19 protein-coding genes are annotated in these 14,456 nt (G+C 73.6%); 11 read left to right on the top strand and 8 right to left on the bottom strand.

The window, feature by feature from the left end:
- Nucleotides 1-11 precede the first annotated feature (11 nt).
- Both AB0K07_RS09365 and AB0K07_RS09360 read left to right on the top strand, forming a co-directional pair.
- Entirely contained in the window at nucleotides 12-473 is a 462-nt protein-coding gene (locus AB0K07_RS09365; protein WP_363752447.1) for an SRPBCC family protein, read from the top strand.
- 108 nt (nucleotides 474-581) lie between these two features.
- Complete coding sequence (locus tag AB0K07_RS09360) at nucleotides 582-842, top strand: hypothetical protein (protein ID WP_363752445.1); 261 nt, start codon at nucleotides 582-584, stop codon at nucleotides 840-842.
- A 40-nt stretch (nucleotides 843-882) separates the two neighbouring features.
- Here AB0K07_RS09360 and AB0K07_RS09355 read toward each other — a convergent pair whose 3' ends face one another.
- Entirely contained in the window at nucleotides 883-2,154 is a 1,272-nt protein-coding gene (locus AB0K07_RS09355; protein ID WP_363752442.1) for an MFS transporter, read from the bottom strand.
- A gap of 158 nt (nucleotides 2,155-2,312) precedes the next feature.
- Here AB0K07_RS09355 and AB0K07_RS09350 point away from each other — a divergent pair, with 158 nt between their 5' ends.
- On the top strand, nucleotides 2,313-2,522 hold the full coding sequence (locus AB0K07_RS09350) for a hypothetical protein (RefSeq protein WP_363752439.1): 210 nt from the start codon (nucleotides 2,313-2,315) through the stop codon (nucleotides 2,520-2,522).
- Here the strand turns inward: AB0K07_RS09350 and AB0K07_RS09345 are convergent.
- The gene (locus AB0K07_RS09345; protein ID WP_363752437.1) at nucleotides 2,519-2,968 is read right to left on the bottom strand and encodes a hypothetical protein; all 450 of its coding nucleotides are present in this window, start codon (nucleotides 2,966-2,968) and stop codon (nucleotides 2,519-2,521) included. The genes AB0K07_RS09350 and AB0K07_RS09345 overlap by 4 nt on opposite strands.
- A gap of 162 nt (nucleotides 2,969-3,130) precedes the next feature.
- On the opposite strand from AB0K07_RS09345, the gene AB0K07_RS09340 reads away from it, so the two are divergent.
- A complete protein-coding gene (locus tag AB0K07_RS09340; protein ID WP_363752434.1) occupies nucleotides 3,131-3,484 on the top strand; it encodes a DUF6401 family natural product biosynthesis protein in 354 nt (117 codons plus the stop codon).
- Nucleotides 3,485-3,596: 112 nt separating this feature from the next.
- Here AB0K07_RS09340 and AB0K07_RS09335 read toward each other — a convergent pair whose 3' ends face one another.
- Nucleotides 3,597-4,409 (bottom strand): hypothetical protein, encoded by an 813-nt coding sequence (locus AB0K07_RS09335; protein WP_363752431.1) that lies wholly within the window; start codon nucleotides 4,407-4,409, stop codon nucleotides 3,597-3,599.
- A 199-nt stretch (nucleotides 4,410-4,608) separates the two neighbouring features.
- Here AB0K07_RS09335 and AB0K07_RS09330 point away from each other — a divergent pair, with 199 nt between their 5' ends.
- The 3 genes from AB0K07_RS09330 (at nucleotide 4,609) to AB0K07_RS09320 (ending at nucleotide 8,872) form a co-directional block, all read left to right on the top strand.
- Nucleotides 4,609-6,744: a SpoIIE family protein phosphatase gene (locus AB0K07_RS09330; protein ID WP_363752428.1), complete on the top strand. Its 2,136-nt coding sequence runs from the start codon at nucleotides 4,609-4,611 to the stop codon at nucleotides 6,742-6,744.
- Between the two features lie 62 nt (nucleotides 6,745-6,806).
- The gene (locus AB0K07_RS09325; protein ID WP_363752425.1) at nucleotides 6,807-7,484 is read left to right on the top strand and encodes an HAD family hydrolase; all 678 of its coding nucleotides are present in this window, start codon (nucleotides 6,807-6,809) and stop codon (nucleotides 7,482-7,484) included.
- 98 nt (nucleotides 7,485-7,582) lie between these two features.
- The gene (locus AB0K07_RS09320; RefSeq protein WP_363752423.1) at nucleotides 7,583-8,872 is read left to right on the top strand and encodes a cation:proton antiporter; all 1,290 of its coding nucleotides are present in this window, start codon (nucleotides 7,583-7,585) and stop codon (nucleotides 8,870-8,872) included.
- Between the two features lie 53 nt (nucleotides 8,873-8,925).
- Here the strand turns inward: AB0K07_RS09320 and AB0K07_RS09315 are convergent, their stop codons facing one another.
- Nucleotides 8,926-9,888, bottom strand: coding sequence for an FAD-dependent oxidoreductase (locus tag AB0K07_RS09315; RefSeq protein ID WP_363752421.1), 963 nt, complete (start codon nucleotides 9,886-9,888; stop codon nucleotides 8,926-8,928).
- A gap of 94 nt (nucleotides 9,889-9,982) precedes the next feature.
- Between AB0K07_RS09315 and AB0K07_RS09310 the strand changes: the two genes are divergently transcribed.
- On the top strand, nucleotides 9,983-10,198 hold the full coding sequence (locus AB0K07_RS09310; RefSeq protein WP_363752419.1) for a DUF3072 domain-containing protein: 216 nt from the start codon (nucleotides 9,983-9,985) through the stop codon (nucleotides 10,196-10,198).
- Between the two features lie 9 nt (nucleotides 10,199-10,207).
- Here AB0K07_RS09310 and AB0K07_RS09305 read toward each other — a convergent pair whose 3' ends face one another.
- The gene (locus tag AB0K07_RS09305; protein WP_363752417.1) at nucleotides 10,208-10,708 is read right to left on the bottom strand and encodes a metallophosphoesterase; all 501 of its coding nucleotides are present in this window, start codon (nucleotides 10,706-10,708) and stop codon (nucleotides 10,208-10,210) included.
- A gap of 274 nt (nucleotides 10,709-10,982) precedes the next feature.
- On the opposite strand from AB0K07_RS09305, the gene AB0K07_RS09300 reads away from it, so the two are divergent.
- Nucleotides 10,983-11,450, top strand: coding sequence for a general stress protein (locus AB0K07_RS09300; protein ID WP_363752825.1), 468 nt, complete (start codon nucleotides 10,983-10,985; stop codon nucleotides 11,448-11,450).
- A gap of 44 nt (nucleotides 11,451-11,494) precedes the next feature.
- On the opposite strand, the gene AB0K07_RS09295 is transcribed toward AB0K07_RS09300, so the two are convergent.
- Both AB0K07_RS09295 and AB0K07_RS09290 read right to left on the bottom strand, forming a co-directional pair.
- The gene (locus tag AB0K07_RS09295) at nucleotides 11,495-12,082 is read right to left on the bottom strand and encodes a DUF1684 domain-containing protein (RefSeq protein ID WP_363752415.1); all 588 of its coding nucleotides are present in this window, start codon (nucleotides 12,080-12,082) and stop codon (nucleotides 11,495-11,497) included.
- 28 nt (nucleotides 12,083-12,110) lie between these two features.
- The gene (locus AB0K07_RS09290) at nucleotides 12,111-12,707 is read right to left on the bottom strand and encodes a WHG domain-containing protein (RefSeq protein WP_363752413.1); all 597 of its coding nucleotides are present in this window, start codon (nucleotides 12,705-12,707) and stop codon (nucleotides 12,111-12,113) included.
- Nucleotides 12,708-12,766: 59 nt separating this feature from the next.
- On the opposite strand from AB0K07_RS09290, the gene AB0K07_RS09285 reads away from it, so the two are divergent.
- Nucleotides 12,767-13,252: an FBP domain-containing protein gene (locus AB0K07_RS09285; RefSeq protein WP_363752411.1), complete on the top strand. Its 486-nt coding sequence runs from the start codon at nucleotides 12,767-12,769 to the stop codon at nucleotides 13,250-13,252.
- Between the two features lie 12 nt (nucleotides 13,253-13,264).
- Here AB0K07_RS09285 and AB0K07_RS09280 read toward each other — a convergent pair whose 3' ends face one another.
- Complete coding sequence (locus AB0K07_RS09280) at nucleotides 13,265-13,798, bottom strand: GNAT family N-acetyltransferase (protein WP_363752822.1); 534 nt, start codon at nucleotides 13,796-13,798, stop codon at nucleotides 13,265-13,267.
- A 166-nt stretch (nucleotides 13,799-13,964) separates the two neighbouring features.
- On the opposite strand from AB0K07_RS09280, the gene AB0K07_RS09275 reads away from it, so the two are divergent.
- Nucleotides 13,965-14,447 (top strand): MarR family transcriptional regulator, encoded by a 483-nt coding sequence (locus AB0K07_RS09275; RefSeq protein WP_363752409.1) that lies wholly within the window; start codon nucleotides 13,965-13,967, stop codon nucleotides 14,445-14,447.
- The last annotated feature ends 9 nt before the right edge of the window (nucleotides 14,448-14,456 follow it).

Raw genomic sequence — 14,456 nt, 5'->3', positions numbered from 1 at the left:
GAGGTTCCCTGATGAGTGGCGTTACCGAACATGTCGACGTTTCCGTACCGGTTCGCACCGCGTACGACCAGTGGACGCAGTTCGAGGAGTTCCCCGAGTTCATGGAGGGCGTGCAGGAGGTCCGGCAGCTCTCCGACACGATGACCCACTGGACCGTGGACATCGGCGGGGTGAAGCGCGAGTTCGACGCCGAGATCACCGAGCAGCTGCCCGACGAGCGGGTCGCCTGGCGTTCCACCGGCGGCACCCAGCAGGCCGGCGTGGTGACCTTCCACCGGCTGGACCAGGACAAGACCCGGGTCACCCTCCAGCTCGAGTTCGAGCCGCACGGAGTGGTCGAGCAGGCCGGTGACAAGCTCGGCATCGTCGACCGGCGGGCCAAGGGCGACCTGGAGCGGTTCAAGACCTACATCGAGCGGCGCGGTCAGGAGACCGGCGCCTGGCGTGGCAAGGTCGACCGCCCGCAGCCGTGACCCTCGGCACGGATGTCCGATGGCCGCCGGAGTCCTCCGGCGGCCATCGCCGTCTCCCGGGCCGGCCGCCACCGTTTGCGATCATCACGCCCGGGTACCGCTGATGACATGACGGACGACAACAGGGTGTGGCGCGACGAGGAACGGATTCCGCTGGAGGAACTGGAACGCGCCGTGGCGGGCTCCAGCATCGACGGGCAGGCCGACGACGTGACCGGCAACGACGCCGGCGAGGAGGCCGCTTTCGGGCACGGACCGGCGGCAGCGGACCGCGGCGGTCAGGCCAGGGGCGCCGGCCGGGAGCCGACCGACCCGGACCGCGCCTACCGGCCGTCCACCACCGGCAGGACCGGACCGGACAACGGCTGAACGGGATGTCCCGGGCCGCACCTGCGGCCGAGCGGTCCGATCAGGTGGCGGCGACCCCGGGCTGGTCCGGCCCGGCCGCGGCAGGCACGGACGCGGCTCCCACGGGCGCGCCGGGCACGGGCTGTTGCGGGCCGGGCCGGCGGGCGCCCAGCTCGTACAGTCCGATCAGCGCCAGTGCCAGCACCACCAGAGCGGTGCCGAGCACCTGCACCGACGTGGCGCCGATCAGCACGCCGAGCCCGGCCGGAACGAGCGCCGCACCGACGCCGGCGGCGCCGATCTGGAGCCCGATGGCCCGGTCCGCGTGCGCCGCACCGACGCGGTCCGCGGTGGTGAGGGTGAGCAGCGGGAACACCGGCGCGGCGGCGAAACCGACCACGACCAGGCCGAGCACGGCCAGCACGGCCGACCCGGGTACGGCGATCAGCGCCGCGCCGGCGGCCATCCCGGTGAGGCTGCCGCGCAGCACCAGTCGGGCCCCCAGCCGCTCGGCCACCACGCCCTGCACCACCCGGCCGACGAAGAGGCTCCCCCAGTACGCGGAGACGCAGCCACCGGCCACCGCGGCGCTCAGCCCGCGCCCCTCGGTCAGGAGCAGGAACGCCCACAGCCCGGCGGACACCTCGATGGCCACGTACAGCGCGAAGGCGAGCGCCCCCGACCAGACCGCGGGCAGCCGCAGCGTGGCCGAGATCGGCACCTGAACCGCCCGTGGTGCGGGTGCGGCACCGGGCTCGGGGGCCGGAACGCGCTGCCAGGCCCGCACGGTGAGCGCGAACGCGGCGGCGAGGGCGAGCTGGGCGGCGGCCACGATGCCGTACCCCCACCGCCAGGCCAGCCCCGCGCTCAGCACCCCCGTCATGATCAGCGGACCGATCGCCACACCCAGCCCGAAGAAGGCGTGCAACCAGTTCATGTGACGCGGGCCGAAGGCCCCGGCGGCGTACGCGTTGAGCCCGGAGTCGATCGCGCCGGAGCCCAGCCCGAGCAGCAGCGCGCAGCCCACCACGACGGCCAGCCCGGGGCTCACGGCATACCCGATCAGCGCCAGGCTGGCCAGCAGCGTGCTGCCGGCGACCAGCGCGCCCACCCCCACCCGGGCCAGCGTGAACCCGGCCAGGACGCTGGAGGTGAGGTAGCCGACGGTGCCCGCGGTGAGCAGCAGGCCGACCGCCTCGGTCGGTACGCCGAAGTCGCCGCTGATGGAGGGCCAGCCGACCCCGAGCAGGCTGTCCGGCAGGCCGAGACTGACGAAGGCGAGATACGCCAGCAGGAGCAGCGAGGCGCGGGGTGGCGCGGGCGGGGTGGGCACGGGACACCATCCTGCCGCAGTGGCACCCTACCGCCAGCCGCGGGCGGTCGCTCACGGCGGCAAGAAGTGCTGTCCGTAAGGTCGAGAAAACGGACAGCTCATCCAGAATCGGCCGATCGGAGGACGGCAGAGCGAGCAGTTCGCGTAAGAATTTCGGGATGCATCAAGGCTCCGGAATCCTCTCCACGCGTCAACGCCGGCTCGCCTGGCTCGGCTTCCTGCTCGCCGCGCTGCAGGCGCCCGTCTCCGCCTGGCTCGTCTCCGACGAGTCCTGGCTGTTCAGCCTCTGCGTCGCGCTGATGGTCGCCACCGTGATCATCGCCGACGACGCGGCCCGGCGGCGCCCGGCCGACGCGACCGGCGACTAGCTCTCGCTGCCCGGCCGGGCCTCGTGTCCCGGCCGGCCCCGGCTGCGGCGCCGCTCCTTCATCTCCGCCTCGTACAGGTGGCGCCGCCCACCGACCAGCTCCTCGCGGGCCTGCCGGTCCAGCTCCCGGAACAGGGCGTAGTAGCCGTCGTCGAAGTCCTCGACGATCTGGAACGTCCACCGGCCGGCGATCACGTTCCGGCCCAGCAGCTCGGTGTCGATGCGGTCGGCCAGCTGCGGATGCCCGGCGGCGCGGAACTGCTCCACCGCGTCGTCGAGCATCAGGTCGGCGTGCCCGATCAGTTGGTGCAGCGAGTAGAGGTGTCCCCGCACCCGCTCGACGCACTCCAGCGCCTCGCTGAGCTTGCCGAGCGCGGCGACGGTGGCGTCACTCACCCCGGCCGGCCGGCGGTGCTGCTCGTCCGGCCCGTCCGCCTGCTGTCCCATCCGTTCCTCCGTGCTCTGTGCCGCCGTGTGCCCTGGCACTCCTGCTGCCCCGTCTGTGCCGGATCAACCCTCGCGGACAGCCCGGAGTCGTCCAGTGGCGCACCCGACAGCCGCCGAGCGGCCGAGGTCGACGCGATCACCGGTCGGCTAGCCTCGGTCACCATGCGTGTGCCGTTCAACCGGGTCGCCTCCCGTACCGCCGTCGACTCGGCGCGGTCCAGCCTGGCCGCTCTCACCGTCTCCGTGGGGACCGCCGGGCTCGCCGCCGCCGCCGCGCGACCCGGGCTGCTGGCCATGGTCGACCAGCACGCGGCCGCCGTGCGGGACAGCCTCGACGGGGACCGCCGCCCGCTGACCGCCGCGGCGCTCGCCGGCTACGCCGAGGGGGTCCGCGCGGCCGCCCTGGAGCACGGGTGGGCGCCGCCGATCGGCCCGGTGGACTGGAGCGAGCCGGAGTGGCTGCTCACCCGGCTGGTCGCGGTCTGCGCGCTGGCGCGCGCCCTCGACCGGTCCTGACCGCCAACGGCCGCGCCACGGGCGCCGGCTTCGGCGCAGCGGGCGACCGGTAGCGCGCGGGGAGGGCGCCCGCGCCGCGCGCGGAACACCCTCCCCACCGGTTGTGCCGTTCCTACGGGCGGTTCTGTGCCGCCTGCTCGTCGACCCGGGGCATGGCCTGGGTGCGTTCGCCCCCACGGTCGGCCATCTGCCGCTCCACGTCGCCGCGACCGGCCGTGCTCGCCCGCCGGTTCTCCTGCACCGCGCGAGCCTCCTCGGCCGCCCGGTTCAGCCAGCGTTCCCATCGGTTCTGCATGGGCCGCACCAGACCACCACCGACACCGATGATCAGGATGCCGGCCACCGTGGCGAGCACCGCGATCAGCACCGGCGTCGTCACCGTGGTGGCGATGCCCACCTGGTTCAGCGCGGCGATCACGCCGAGCGCGATGATGAAGATCGCCGTCACGTCTCCCAGAACCTTGCCGTACGAGAGCCCGCCCAGCGCCCCGGTGACCAGATCCCGGGCGGCGTTCGCGATCGCGGCCGCCACGACCACGATGATGATCGCCACAAACGCCCGCGGCAGCCAGGCCACCACGCCGCTGATCAGGTCACTGATCGCGTTGGGTCCCCAGACTCCGAACGCGAACTGCAGCGTGAACAGCAGTACCGCGTAGTACGCCAGTCTGGCGAGGATGTCGCTCGCGTCGTACTTCGTTCTCTCCAGTGCCCGTTTGATGCCGCCGCGTTCGACCGCCTCGTCGAAGTGCACCCGTTCCAGCACCGTGTCCACGATCTTCAGGACCGCTCTGGCGATGAGCCAGCCGACCACGAGGATCACGATGAAGGCCACGGCCTTCGGGATGAAGAGCAGCACCGACCTCCAGGTGTCGGCGATGGCGTCACCGATGTCGGCCTGCCGGACCGCGAGGGTTTTCAGCATGATGTCCCTCCTGTCGCATGGACTCCGCCGGGCGCATACCCGGCCACCCGTGCGACAGTCCGCGCGGCTCGCCGCGTTTTTTCCGACAAGCCGCCGGAGAGGGGCCGTGAACTGCCCGAACGTCCGACGCGCCGGGGCCGGCGTCGGCCCACGGCCATGATCGGATGCTGTGGCCGGCCGGCCGGCTAGGCTGCGACACATGCCAGGAACGGTCGGGCGGGTCCCGACGCCAGCAACTCCGGTCCCGGGGGCGTCCACCCGGCCCGGCGCTGCCGCCGTCCTCGCCCACGACTGGGCCGGCACCTCGCTCGGCCCACCCGAGCGGTGGGACCCGGCGATCCGGGCCGTGGTCGACCTGATCCTCGCGTCCCCGATGCCGATGGCGCTGGCGTACGGCGACGACCTCGTCCTGCTCTACAACGACGGCTACGCCGAGCTGCTGGGCAGCAAGCACCCCGCGGCCCTCGGCCGCCCGTCCGCCGAGGTGTACGCCGAGATCTGGGCGCTGCCCGGTGTCGGCGAGGTGATCGAGCGCGCGTACCGGCAGGGCGAGCCGTTCCTGGAGAAGGAGAGCACCCTCCCGATGGTCCGGGGCCGCTCCGGCGTCGCCGAGCAGGCCGTCTTCACGCGGAGCTACTCCCCCGTCCGCGACACCACGGGACAGATCGTCGGGATGTTGACGGTGGCCGCCGAAACCACCCACGTCACCGAGCAGTTGCAGAGCCTCAGCGACGTCGCCGCCGCGCTCGCCGGCACCCTCACCCTCGACGACGTGGCCCGGGTGGCACTCCGGTACGCGATCACCACGTTCGACGCCGACCAGGTCGCGTTCGCGGTCGACGAGGGCGGCGGCGGATGGCGGATGGTGCGGCGGGTGCGCGGTGAGTTGATGGACGAGGCCGACGAGCGCCTGCCACCGCTCTGGCGGCGCATCCCCGCGGACTGGTCGGCGCCGGTGGTGCAGGCCGCCCGCTCCGGCGCGCCGTCGTTCGCCCGCGACGACCAGCCGCTGCGGGAGACCGCGGTGGACCGCCACGACCAGAAGGTCCGCTCGCTGGCCGCGTTGCCGCTGGGCACCTCGGTGGTCCGCGGCGGGCTGGCGGTCGGCTACCAGGTGCCGCACACCTGGTCGGCCGCCGAGCGGGCGCTGCTGGCCGCCTCGGCCGAGCTGATCGGCCAGGCGGCGGAGCGGGCCCGCCGGTTCGAGACCCAGCACGGCACGGCCCAGTTGCTGCAACGCAGCATGCTGCCGGAGACCCTGCCGGACCTGCCCCGACTGCGCATCGCCGCCCGTTACGACCCGGGCGTGGACGGCAACGCGGCGGGCGGGGACTTCTACGACGCGTTCCTGCTACCCACCGGCGGGCTCGGTGTCGTGCTGGGCGACGTCGCCGGACACGACGTACAGGCGGCCGCCCGGATGGGGCAGGTCCGCGCGGCGCTGCGTGCGCTGGCCCTGGCCGACCCGGCGCCGGACGCGGTGCTGGCCGGGCTGGACCGGCTGGTGACCAGCCTGGGCGCGGAGGCCGGCACGCACGAACTCTTCGTCACCGTGGTGTTCGGGGTGGTCGACGCGGAACGGCAGGAGCTGACCCTGGCCAGCGCCGGTCACCCCGCGCCGTTGATCCGCCGCTGCGCCCCGGACGGTCGCCCACACGCCGAGTACCTGGAGGTTCCGGCCGGTCCCCCGCTCGGGCTCGGTGGCCGGCCGGCCACCACCACCGTGGCGTTCCGCCCCGGCGACACCCTGCTGCTGTTCAGCGACGGCGTGGTGGAGCGCCGCCGGCAGAGCCTCACCGCCGGGCTGGACACCCTCGGCGACGCGGTCGCCAAGGCCGGCAGCAGCGATCCCCGCGCGCTCTGCGCGGTGGCCACCGCCGCGGTGCCCGGCGGCACCGAGGACGACGTTGCCGTGCTGGCGGTCGAGCACGCGCTCATGCCGAGCCGTTCGGCGAGCATGGAGGTGCCGGCGGAGCCGACCGCCCCCAGCCGGGTACGGCACTGGATGACCGGCCAGCTCACCGAGTGGCAGGTGCCCGAGGCCGTGATCGGCGCGGCGGTGCTGTGCACCAGCGAGTTGACCACCAACGCGTTGCTGCACGCCGGCACGGCCGCCCGGGTGGAGATCGACCTCAGCCCCGAGCGGCTGCTGGTCTCGGTCGCCGACTCCGGCACCCGGGGCACCGTGACCCGGGCCCGCACCGACACGTTGAGCAGTCGCGGGCGGGGGCTCGGCCTGATCGAGCAGCTCAGCGACGCGTGGGGCACCGACCCGACGGTCCGGGGCTCCACCGTCTGGTTCGAGATCCTCATCCCGCCGGCGGAGCGCCGCTGACACCGGCCGGGCAACCCGGCCCGGATGGGTCAGCCGGACCGTGAGCGGGTAGGAGGACCCTCATGCGCACCGACCGGCCCACCGGGGTCCTCTTCGACGTCGACGGCACCCTCGTCGACACCACCTACCTGCACACCGTCAGCTGGTGGGAGGCACTGCGCCAGTCCGATCGGCCGGTGCCGATGGCGACCGTGCACCGGTCGATCGGGATGGGCGCGGACAAGCTCCTGGATCACCTGCTCGGCCCGGAGCGGGACCACGACGACGACGGGAAGCTGCGCGACGCACACGACACCCTGTACGCCGAGTACTGGGAACGGCTCACGCCGCTACCCGGGGCGGCGGACCTGTTGCGTGCCTGCGCCGAGCGGGGGCTGCGGGTGGTGCTCGCCACCTCCGCCTCGGAGCACGAGGTCGGCGCGCTGCGCCGGGCGCTGGACGCCGACGACGTGGTCGACACGGTCACCTCCTCGGCGGACGCCGAGCAGAGCAAGCCGGCGCCGGACATCCTGGTCGCCGCGCTGGAGCAGTCCGGCCTGGCCGCCGAGCGGTCGATCTTCGTCGGCGACTCCGTCTGGGACGTCGCGGCGGCCGGCAAGCTGGACATCCCCTGCGTCGGGTTGACCTGCGGCGGCACGAGCCGGGGTGAGCTGGCCGGCGCGGGCGCGGTGGCGGTGTACGACGACCCGGCGGCGCTCCTGGCCACTCTGGACGATTCGCCGGTCACCCGTCCGCGCTGAGGATCGCCCTCGCCCGGCAGGCTTAGGGGTACGACTCGCGGGGCATGGTCTGTCACCACCTGCCCGCACCTCGTGGGCGCGGCCGGGAGGGTGGCACGGTGGAGCCGGTAGACGTGGCGTTCGCGCTGGTGGGCTTGGGCGCCCTGCTCGCAGGCATCCTGCCCCGGGTGCTGGAGCGGCGACCGCTGTCCATGCCGATCGCCTTCCTCGCCCTCGGGATGCTGGTCTTCCTGCTGCCGGTCGGGCTGCCGACACCGGACCCGCTGGCGCACCCGGAGCTGGCCACCCACCTGACCGAGATCGGGGTGATCGTCGCCCTGATGGGCGCCGGGCTCAAGATCGACCGACCGTTGAGCTGGGCCCGGTGGTCGTCCACCTGGCGTCTGCTGGTCATCGCGATGCCGCTGTGCATCGCGGCGGTGGCGCTGCTCGGCTGGTGGTGGGCCGGGCTGGTGCCCGCGGCCGCCCTGCTGCTGGGCGCCGCGCTGGCTCCGACCGATCCGGTGCTCGCCGCCGACGTGCAGGTCGGCGAGCCGACGGACGTGGAGGACTCCGAGGACGAGGTCCGCTTCGCGTTGACCTCCGAGGCCGGCCTCAACGACGGGCTGGCGTTCCCGTTCGTCTACGCGGCCATCGCCATCGCGTCGACCAGCCTCGCCCCGCGCGACTGGCTGGCCGACTGGCTCGCCGTGGACGTGCTGTGGAAGGTGGGTGTCGGGGTCGGCGGGGGCCTGCTCATCGGCTGGCTGCTCGGCAAACTGTTCTTCCGGGCGCCCAGCCACCTGCGGCTGGCCCGGCACGCGGAGGGTTTCCTGGCGCTGGCCGCCACCTTCCTGGCGTACGGGCTGGTGGAGGTCGTCGGCGGGTACGGCTTCCTGGCGGTGTTCATGGCCGCCCGCGCGATCCGGGCCGCCGAGCGGACCCACGAGTTCCACTCGGTGCTGCACGACTTCGCCGAGCAGATCGAACGGCTGCTCACCCTGGTGCTCTTGCTGCTGCTCGGCGGCGCGATCGTCGGCGGCCTGCTCGCTCCGTTGACCTGGCCGGCGGCGGCCGTCGGGGTGGCGCTGGTGTTCCTGGTGCGGCCGCTGGTCGGCTGGTTGTCGCTGCGGGGCGCACCGGGCCGGCCGGCCGAGCACTGGGTGATCTCGTTGTTCGGCATCCGCGGGGTGGGCTCGTTCTACTACCTGGCGTACGCCACCACCAAGGCCGACTTCCCGCAGGCGGAGGTGCTCTGGGCCACGGTCGGGCTGGTGGTGCTCGTCTCGGTGGTGGTGCACGGCATCGCGGCAACCCCGGTCATGCAGTTGCTGGACGGCAAGGGCGAGCGGACCAGCGACCCGGCCGAACGGGACGCTCCCGCCGAGCCCGTCGCCGGGCGCGCCTGAGCACGGGCCCGCCGATCGGCCACGGGCCCGGCGGTCACCCGGGACCGGAGACGTCAGGTGAGGCGGGCCGCCAGGGCGCGGCCGAGGTCGCGACCGGAGCGCCAGGCGCTCTGCACCCGGGGTGTGCCGAACGCGTCGCCGGCCAGGCCGATCCCGTCGGAGTCCAGGTGATGGGTGTCGCCGCCGCCCGGGTTGGTGGTGGGTTTCGCGTACGTCCAGCGGTGCACGTGCACGTCGGCCGCCGCCTCGGGCAACCCCAGCAGGTCCCGGACGGCCTGTTCGATCGCCGGGCCGGCCCCGGTCGGCTGCGCCAGGTGGCCGGCGGCGAACTCGGGCACGGTGTGCGCGACCAGCACCGGCGCGCCGTCGCCCCGCCGGTCGCCGTCGTCGCAGACCAGGCCGAGCACCGGGTGGTCGTTGACGAACGCGCCCCGGAAGTCCGGCCAGCGCCGGGCCGGGAACCGCAGCACCGCGGCCAGCGACGGCGACCAGCGCTGCGCCTGCACGACCCGGGTGGCGTCGACCAGGGTCGGGTCGAGCAGCAGGGCGGCCTGCGGGCCCGGCATGGCCAGCGCCACCGCGGCACACGGCTGGCCGTCCACGGCGGGCCCGGGTTCCACGGTGAGCACCAACCGGTCGACGGTCACCGGCACCGCGCCGGCCAGGTGTTCGACCACTGAGCGCAGCCCGCGCGGCGCGGCGAACCGCATCGGGCCGGGCACGTCCCGGCGCCCGTCCCGGTCGTACGCCTGGAAGGTGTCGGTCCATTCGCGGACCAGGCCGGCGGCGCGCCACTGCTCGACCAGCGCGGCGAAGTCGGGGTCGCTGGCGGTGAAGTAGGCGGCGCCGATGTCCGCGGGACGGCCGTCGAAGCGTTTGCTGGCCATCCGGCCACCACGGACGTGCCCCCGCTCCCAGACCTGCACCGGCACCCCGGCCGCGGCCAACTCCACCGCACAGGCCACCCCGGCGATGCCCGCACCGACCACCACGACACCCGACCGGTCCACGCTCACCCGGTGATCGTAGGTGCCGGCGGACGCGCCGGGCAGGCATGAACCCGCGAAGATCCGGGTACTGGCACACCTGTTCGAAGAAAGGGTGATGACGATGACGGACCGCACCAACGAGCAGGCCGACCCGCGCGGCGCGATCAAGGACCCGGACGAGTGGGTCACCGGCGACGAGCGGCCCACCGCGGCCCAGGAGTCCTACCTGGCCACTCTCGCCCGGGAGGCGGACGCGGAGCTACCGGACGACCTCACCAAGGCCGAGGCGTCCAAGCGGATCGACGAGCTCCAGGCCGAGACCGGCCGGGGCCAGTGACACCCGGGGTCAGCGGCGGGGCAGCCGGTGCAGCTCGACCCGGGCCAGGCGGCCGGCGCTCACCTCGGCCGTGAGGTAGGTGGCGTGGGGCTGCGAGCGGCGGTCGGTGGGTGAGCCGGGGTTCAGCAGGCGCAGCCCGCCGGGGGCTTCGGTGTCCCAAGGGATGTGCGAGTGCCCGAAGACCAGCAGGTCGACGTCGGGGAAGCGGGCGGCGCTCCGCTGCTCGCGACCTGTCCGGGGCCCGGTCTCGTGCACCACGGCGACCCGCAGGCCGTCGAGGTCGACCCGCGCCACCTCCGGCAGCCGGGCGCGCAGCGCCGGGCCGTCGTTGTTGCCGTACACGCCGACCAGCCGGCGCGAGCGCGCGGTCATCGCGTCGAGCAGCGACTCGTCCACCCAGTCGCCGGCGTGCAGCACCACGTCCGCCGCCTCGATCGCCGCCCAGAGCGGCTCGGGCAGGTCCCGGGCCCGCTTCGGTAGGTGGGTGTCCGCCGTGAGCACCAGCCGCATCCCGGCATTGTCCCCCGATCCCCCGGGCTCGGTCAGGTCAGGCTCAGGGGCGCGTCGGGGCATTCCTTCCGGGCGGGGCGCCATCCACCGTGGTTGCCGGCGTTATCGGAGGGCGCGGGCGGGAACCCGGACGGCTTGACGAGGGAGGATGCTCATGACCTCAGCTTCGGGGCCGGCCGCCGCCTGGCGGCCCGGCACACAGGGTGGCGATCTGCTTCCGTCCGGCCCGGCCGGCCGCCCGTCGGCACCGTCCGGTGACGGGCACGGGCCGGAAATGGGCCCACCCACCGTGACGATCGGCTCGTATCCGGACTATCCGGCCGCGCAGCGCGTCGTCGACTATCTCGCCGACAACCGCTTCCCGGTGGAGCACAGCGCGATCGTCGGCACCAACCTCACGCTGGTGGAGACGGTGCTCGGGCGGATGACCACCGGCCGCTCCGCCCTGCTCGGCGCCGGCACCGGCGCCTGGTTCGGGCTCTTCATCGGCCTGCTGTTCGGCATCTTCACGGTCGGCAACTGGCTGGCGGTGATCGTCGTCGGGCTGGTCATCGGCGCCATCTGGGGTGCCGTGTTCGGCGCGGTCGCGCACGCGATGACCGGCGGTCAGCGGGACTTCACCTCGGCCAGCTCACTACGCGCCGGCCAGTACGCGGTGATCGTCGACGCGCAGTTCGCTGACCAGGCCCGGCAGTTGCTGGGTCGGATGCGGACGTCCGACTCGGCCACGAACGCCGGCTGACCGCGCTTCGACCGGCCGTCCCGGCAGCAGGCCGGGGCGGCCGTTCAGCCGTGGTACGCCAGCTCGCCGGCCCGCAGCGGCACGTCGACCCGGTTCTCCGGCGGCGCCAGTGGGCAGGCCCAGCGGTCGTCGTAGGCGCAGCTCGGGTTGTAGAGATAGTTGGCGTCCAGCCGCACCCGGTCGCCGGGCAGCAGCTCGACGCCCCGGCCGAAGGTGCCCTTCACCGTGTCGGTGAGGTACCGGCCCCCGCCGTAGGTCTCCTGGCCGCAGGTGCCGTCGCGCAGCGGCACGAACAACCCGCCCCCGTACGCCTCGATCCACCACAGGGTCAACGGCCCCCACGGCGTCTCGGCCACCGCGACCCGCCGGTACGCGACCACCCCGTCCGGGCCCCCGGTGTCCACCCGCAGCTCACCGCTGGCCGGGTGCAGGGGCGCTTCCACCACGGCGGCCGGGTCGGGCGGGAAGTACCGCACCCCGGGGAAGCCGGCTCGCTCCGCCGGCGGGATCGGGCTCTGCGGGTGGGTGGCGAAGAGCTCGTCGCGCCCGGCGCGGAAGCCGGCCAGGTCGACGTCGGACAGGTACAGCCGGGCTACCCGCTCCCGCCAGTCGGCCAGTTCCAGATCATCCACGTCGTCGAGCCTAGGCGGTCGCCGTCGGTCACCGAGCGGTGTCCGCATCGGTGCTCGCGGTGGGCGGCCAGTTGCGCAGGAGCGCGTCGAGGGCGTCCAGGGTTCGGGACCAGGAGGCGTCGGTCGTCCGGGGGGTGTGGCGGAATCCGCCGGTCTTCTCCAGGCTCACGAACCCGTGGAACGTGCTGTGCATCATCCGTACCGCGTCCGTCTGGTCGGGCTCGGACAGCCGGTAGCCGCGCAGGATCGCCCGCGTCATCTCCGCGTGCCGGACGCCGGCGCTCGCCGCCGCCGTCTCCGGGTCGAGGTCGATCTGCATGGCCGCGTACCGGCCCGGATGCTCGGTGGCGTAGTCCCGGTAGGCGTTGGCGAAGGCCACCAGCGCGTCCTTGCCGGCGCGACCGGCGAGCGCGACGGCGACCCGGTCCGCGAGTTCCGCGAGGGCCAGCAGCGCCACCCGCACCCGCAGCTCCTGGCCGTTCCTGATGTGGAAGTACAGGCTCGCGTCCTTCACGCCGAAGTGGCGGGCGAGCGCCGCGACGGTCACGTTCTCCAGGCCGACCTCGTCGGCCAGCTCCGCCGCCGCCCGGGTCAGGCGTTCGGCGGTCACCCCGGCCCGTGCCATGCACCACCCTCAAACCTAGTCGTCTTATTCGTTTGCCTAGGAGAGCTAGGCTACTACCTATGCTGGATATAACCGAGCGCGCCATCCGCGCGTCCTTCGTCAACTGCACCCAGGGCGAGGCGAAGCGGCTGGCCGTACCGACCGATCTTGACGCGCGGCCATGGGACGACCTGGACTTCTTCGGCTGGCGGGACCCGGCCGCCACGCAGCGGGCCTACCTGGTCGCCGAGGCCGACAACGGGCTGGTGGGGGTGGCGCTACGGGTGGCCCCGCAGGCCGCGCGCGTCCGGCGCAGCATGTGCTCGCTGTGCCTGACCACGCACACCGGGGACGGCGTCTCGCTGATGACCGCCCGCAAGGCCGGCCGGGACGGCCGGCAGGGCAACTCGGTGGGCGTGTACATCTGCTCCGACCTGGCCTGCTCGCTCTACCTGCGGGGCAGGAAGCACGCCGGGCGCCGCCTGGACGAGACCATCACCGTGGAGGAGAAGATCACCCGAACGCGGGTCACCCTCGACGCCTTCCTGCGCAGGGTCGTCGAGTGACGGCCGTCTGGATCAGCGGTCGGTGGCCAGGCGGGCGTGCAGGTGCTCGTCGTGGCGGCGGCCGTCGCCGTACTGGTACGACTCGCGCAGCGTCCCCTCGACGGGGTAGCCGGCCCGGTCCGCCACCCGGCAGGACGCCCGGTTGGCCACCGCGTGGCACAACTCCACCCGGTGCAGCCGCAGGTCGGTGAACGCCCAGTCGGTGAGCCGGACGACGGCGCGGACCGCCACCCCGCGCCCGCGCGCCGCAGGCATCGTCCAGTAGCCGATGGACGCGTCGCCGTGGTGGATGTGGTGCAGGGACACCGAGCCCAGCAGCTCACCGCCGGCCACGTCGGTGACCGCCAGCGAGACGTGGTCACCGGCGGACCAGTCGGCCCGGCGGCGGACCCAGAGCAGGGCGAACTCGTCGTCGACCGGGCCGTCGGACTGCGGGTTCCACCGGGCGATGTCCGGGTCGCGCAGGGCGCCACGGACTGCCGGGGCGTCCGCGTCGCGCCAGGGGCGCAGCAACAGGTCGGCGGCGACGAGCTCCACGTGTTCCACCTGTTCCACGAGGGCAGAGTCTGGCACATCGTCCGCCCGGCCCGCCGCCGGATTACCGCCCGGTTATTTCAAAGCTGCACGAAGCGGCCTCGTCGGCCCATCGACGTGATCCACGCGACGCTCGGAGCTACTAGTTAAACTTTGAAAGAGTGCTATCGTCGTCAGCGTGACCGAGAACCTGGACAGCGCCCGAGCCGCCGCCTGGCGCGCCTATATCGAGGCCAGCCAGCGTCTCTACACCCAGCTGGAAGAGGACCTGCGGGCCGACAGCGACCTCAGCTTCGCCGACTACCACGTGCTGGTCCTGCTCTCCGAGGCACCCGGGCAGCGGCTACGGATGGGCGAGCTGGCCGGCCGACTGGTCTTCTCACCCAGCCGGCTGACGTACCAGATCACCTCCATGCAGCGCCGCGGCCTGGTCAGCAAGGAGGCCTGCCCGCAGGACCGACGGGGCAGCGAGGCCGTGCTCACCGCCGCCGGCCTGCTCGCCCTCTCCGAAGCCGCACCCCACCATCTGGCGTCGGTGCGTACCCACCTGATGGACGACCTCGACGACGCCGAGGTCGCCTGCCTCACCCGGGTCTTCGACCGGCTCGGCAACCGCCTGCGGGCGGCCCGGGCGACCTCGACCACCCACGCCACGAACTAGGAGCCCCCG

Source organism: Micromonospora sp. NPDC049301 (assembly GCF_040678715.1).
Lineage (GTDB): Bacteria > Actinomycetota > Actinomycetes > Mycobacteriales > Micromonosporaceae > Micromonospora.
The sequence above is the reverse complement of the archived record's forward strand: the minus strand, read 5'-3'. Positions and strand labels throughout refer to the sequence as shown.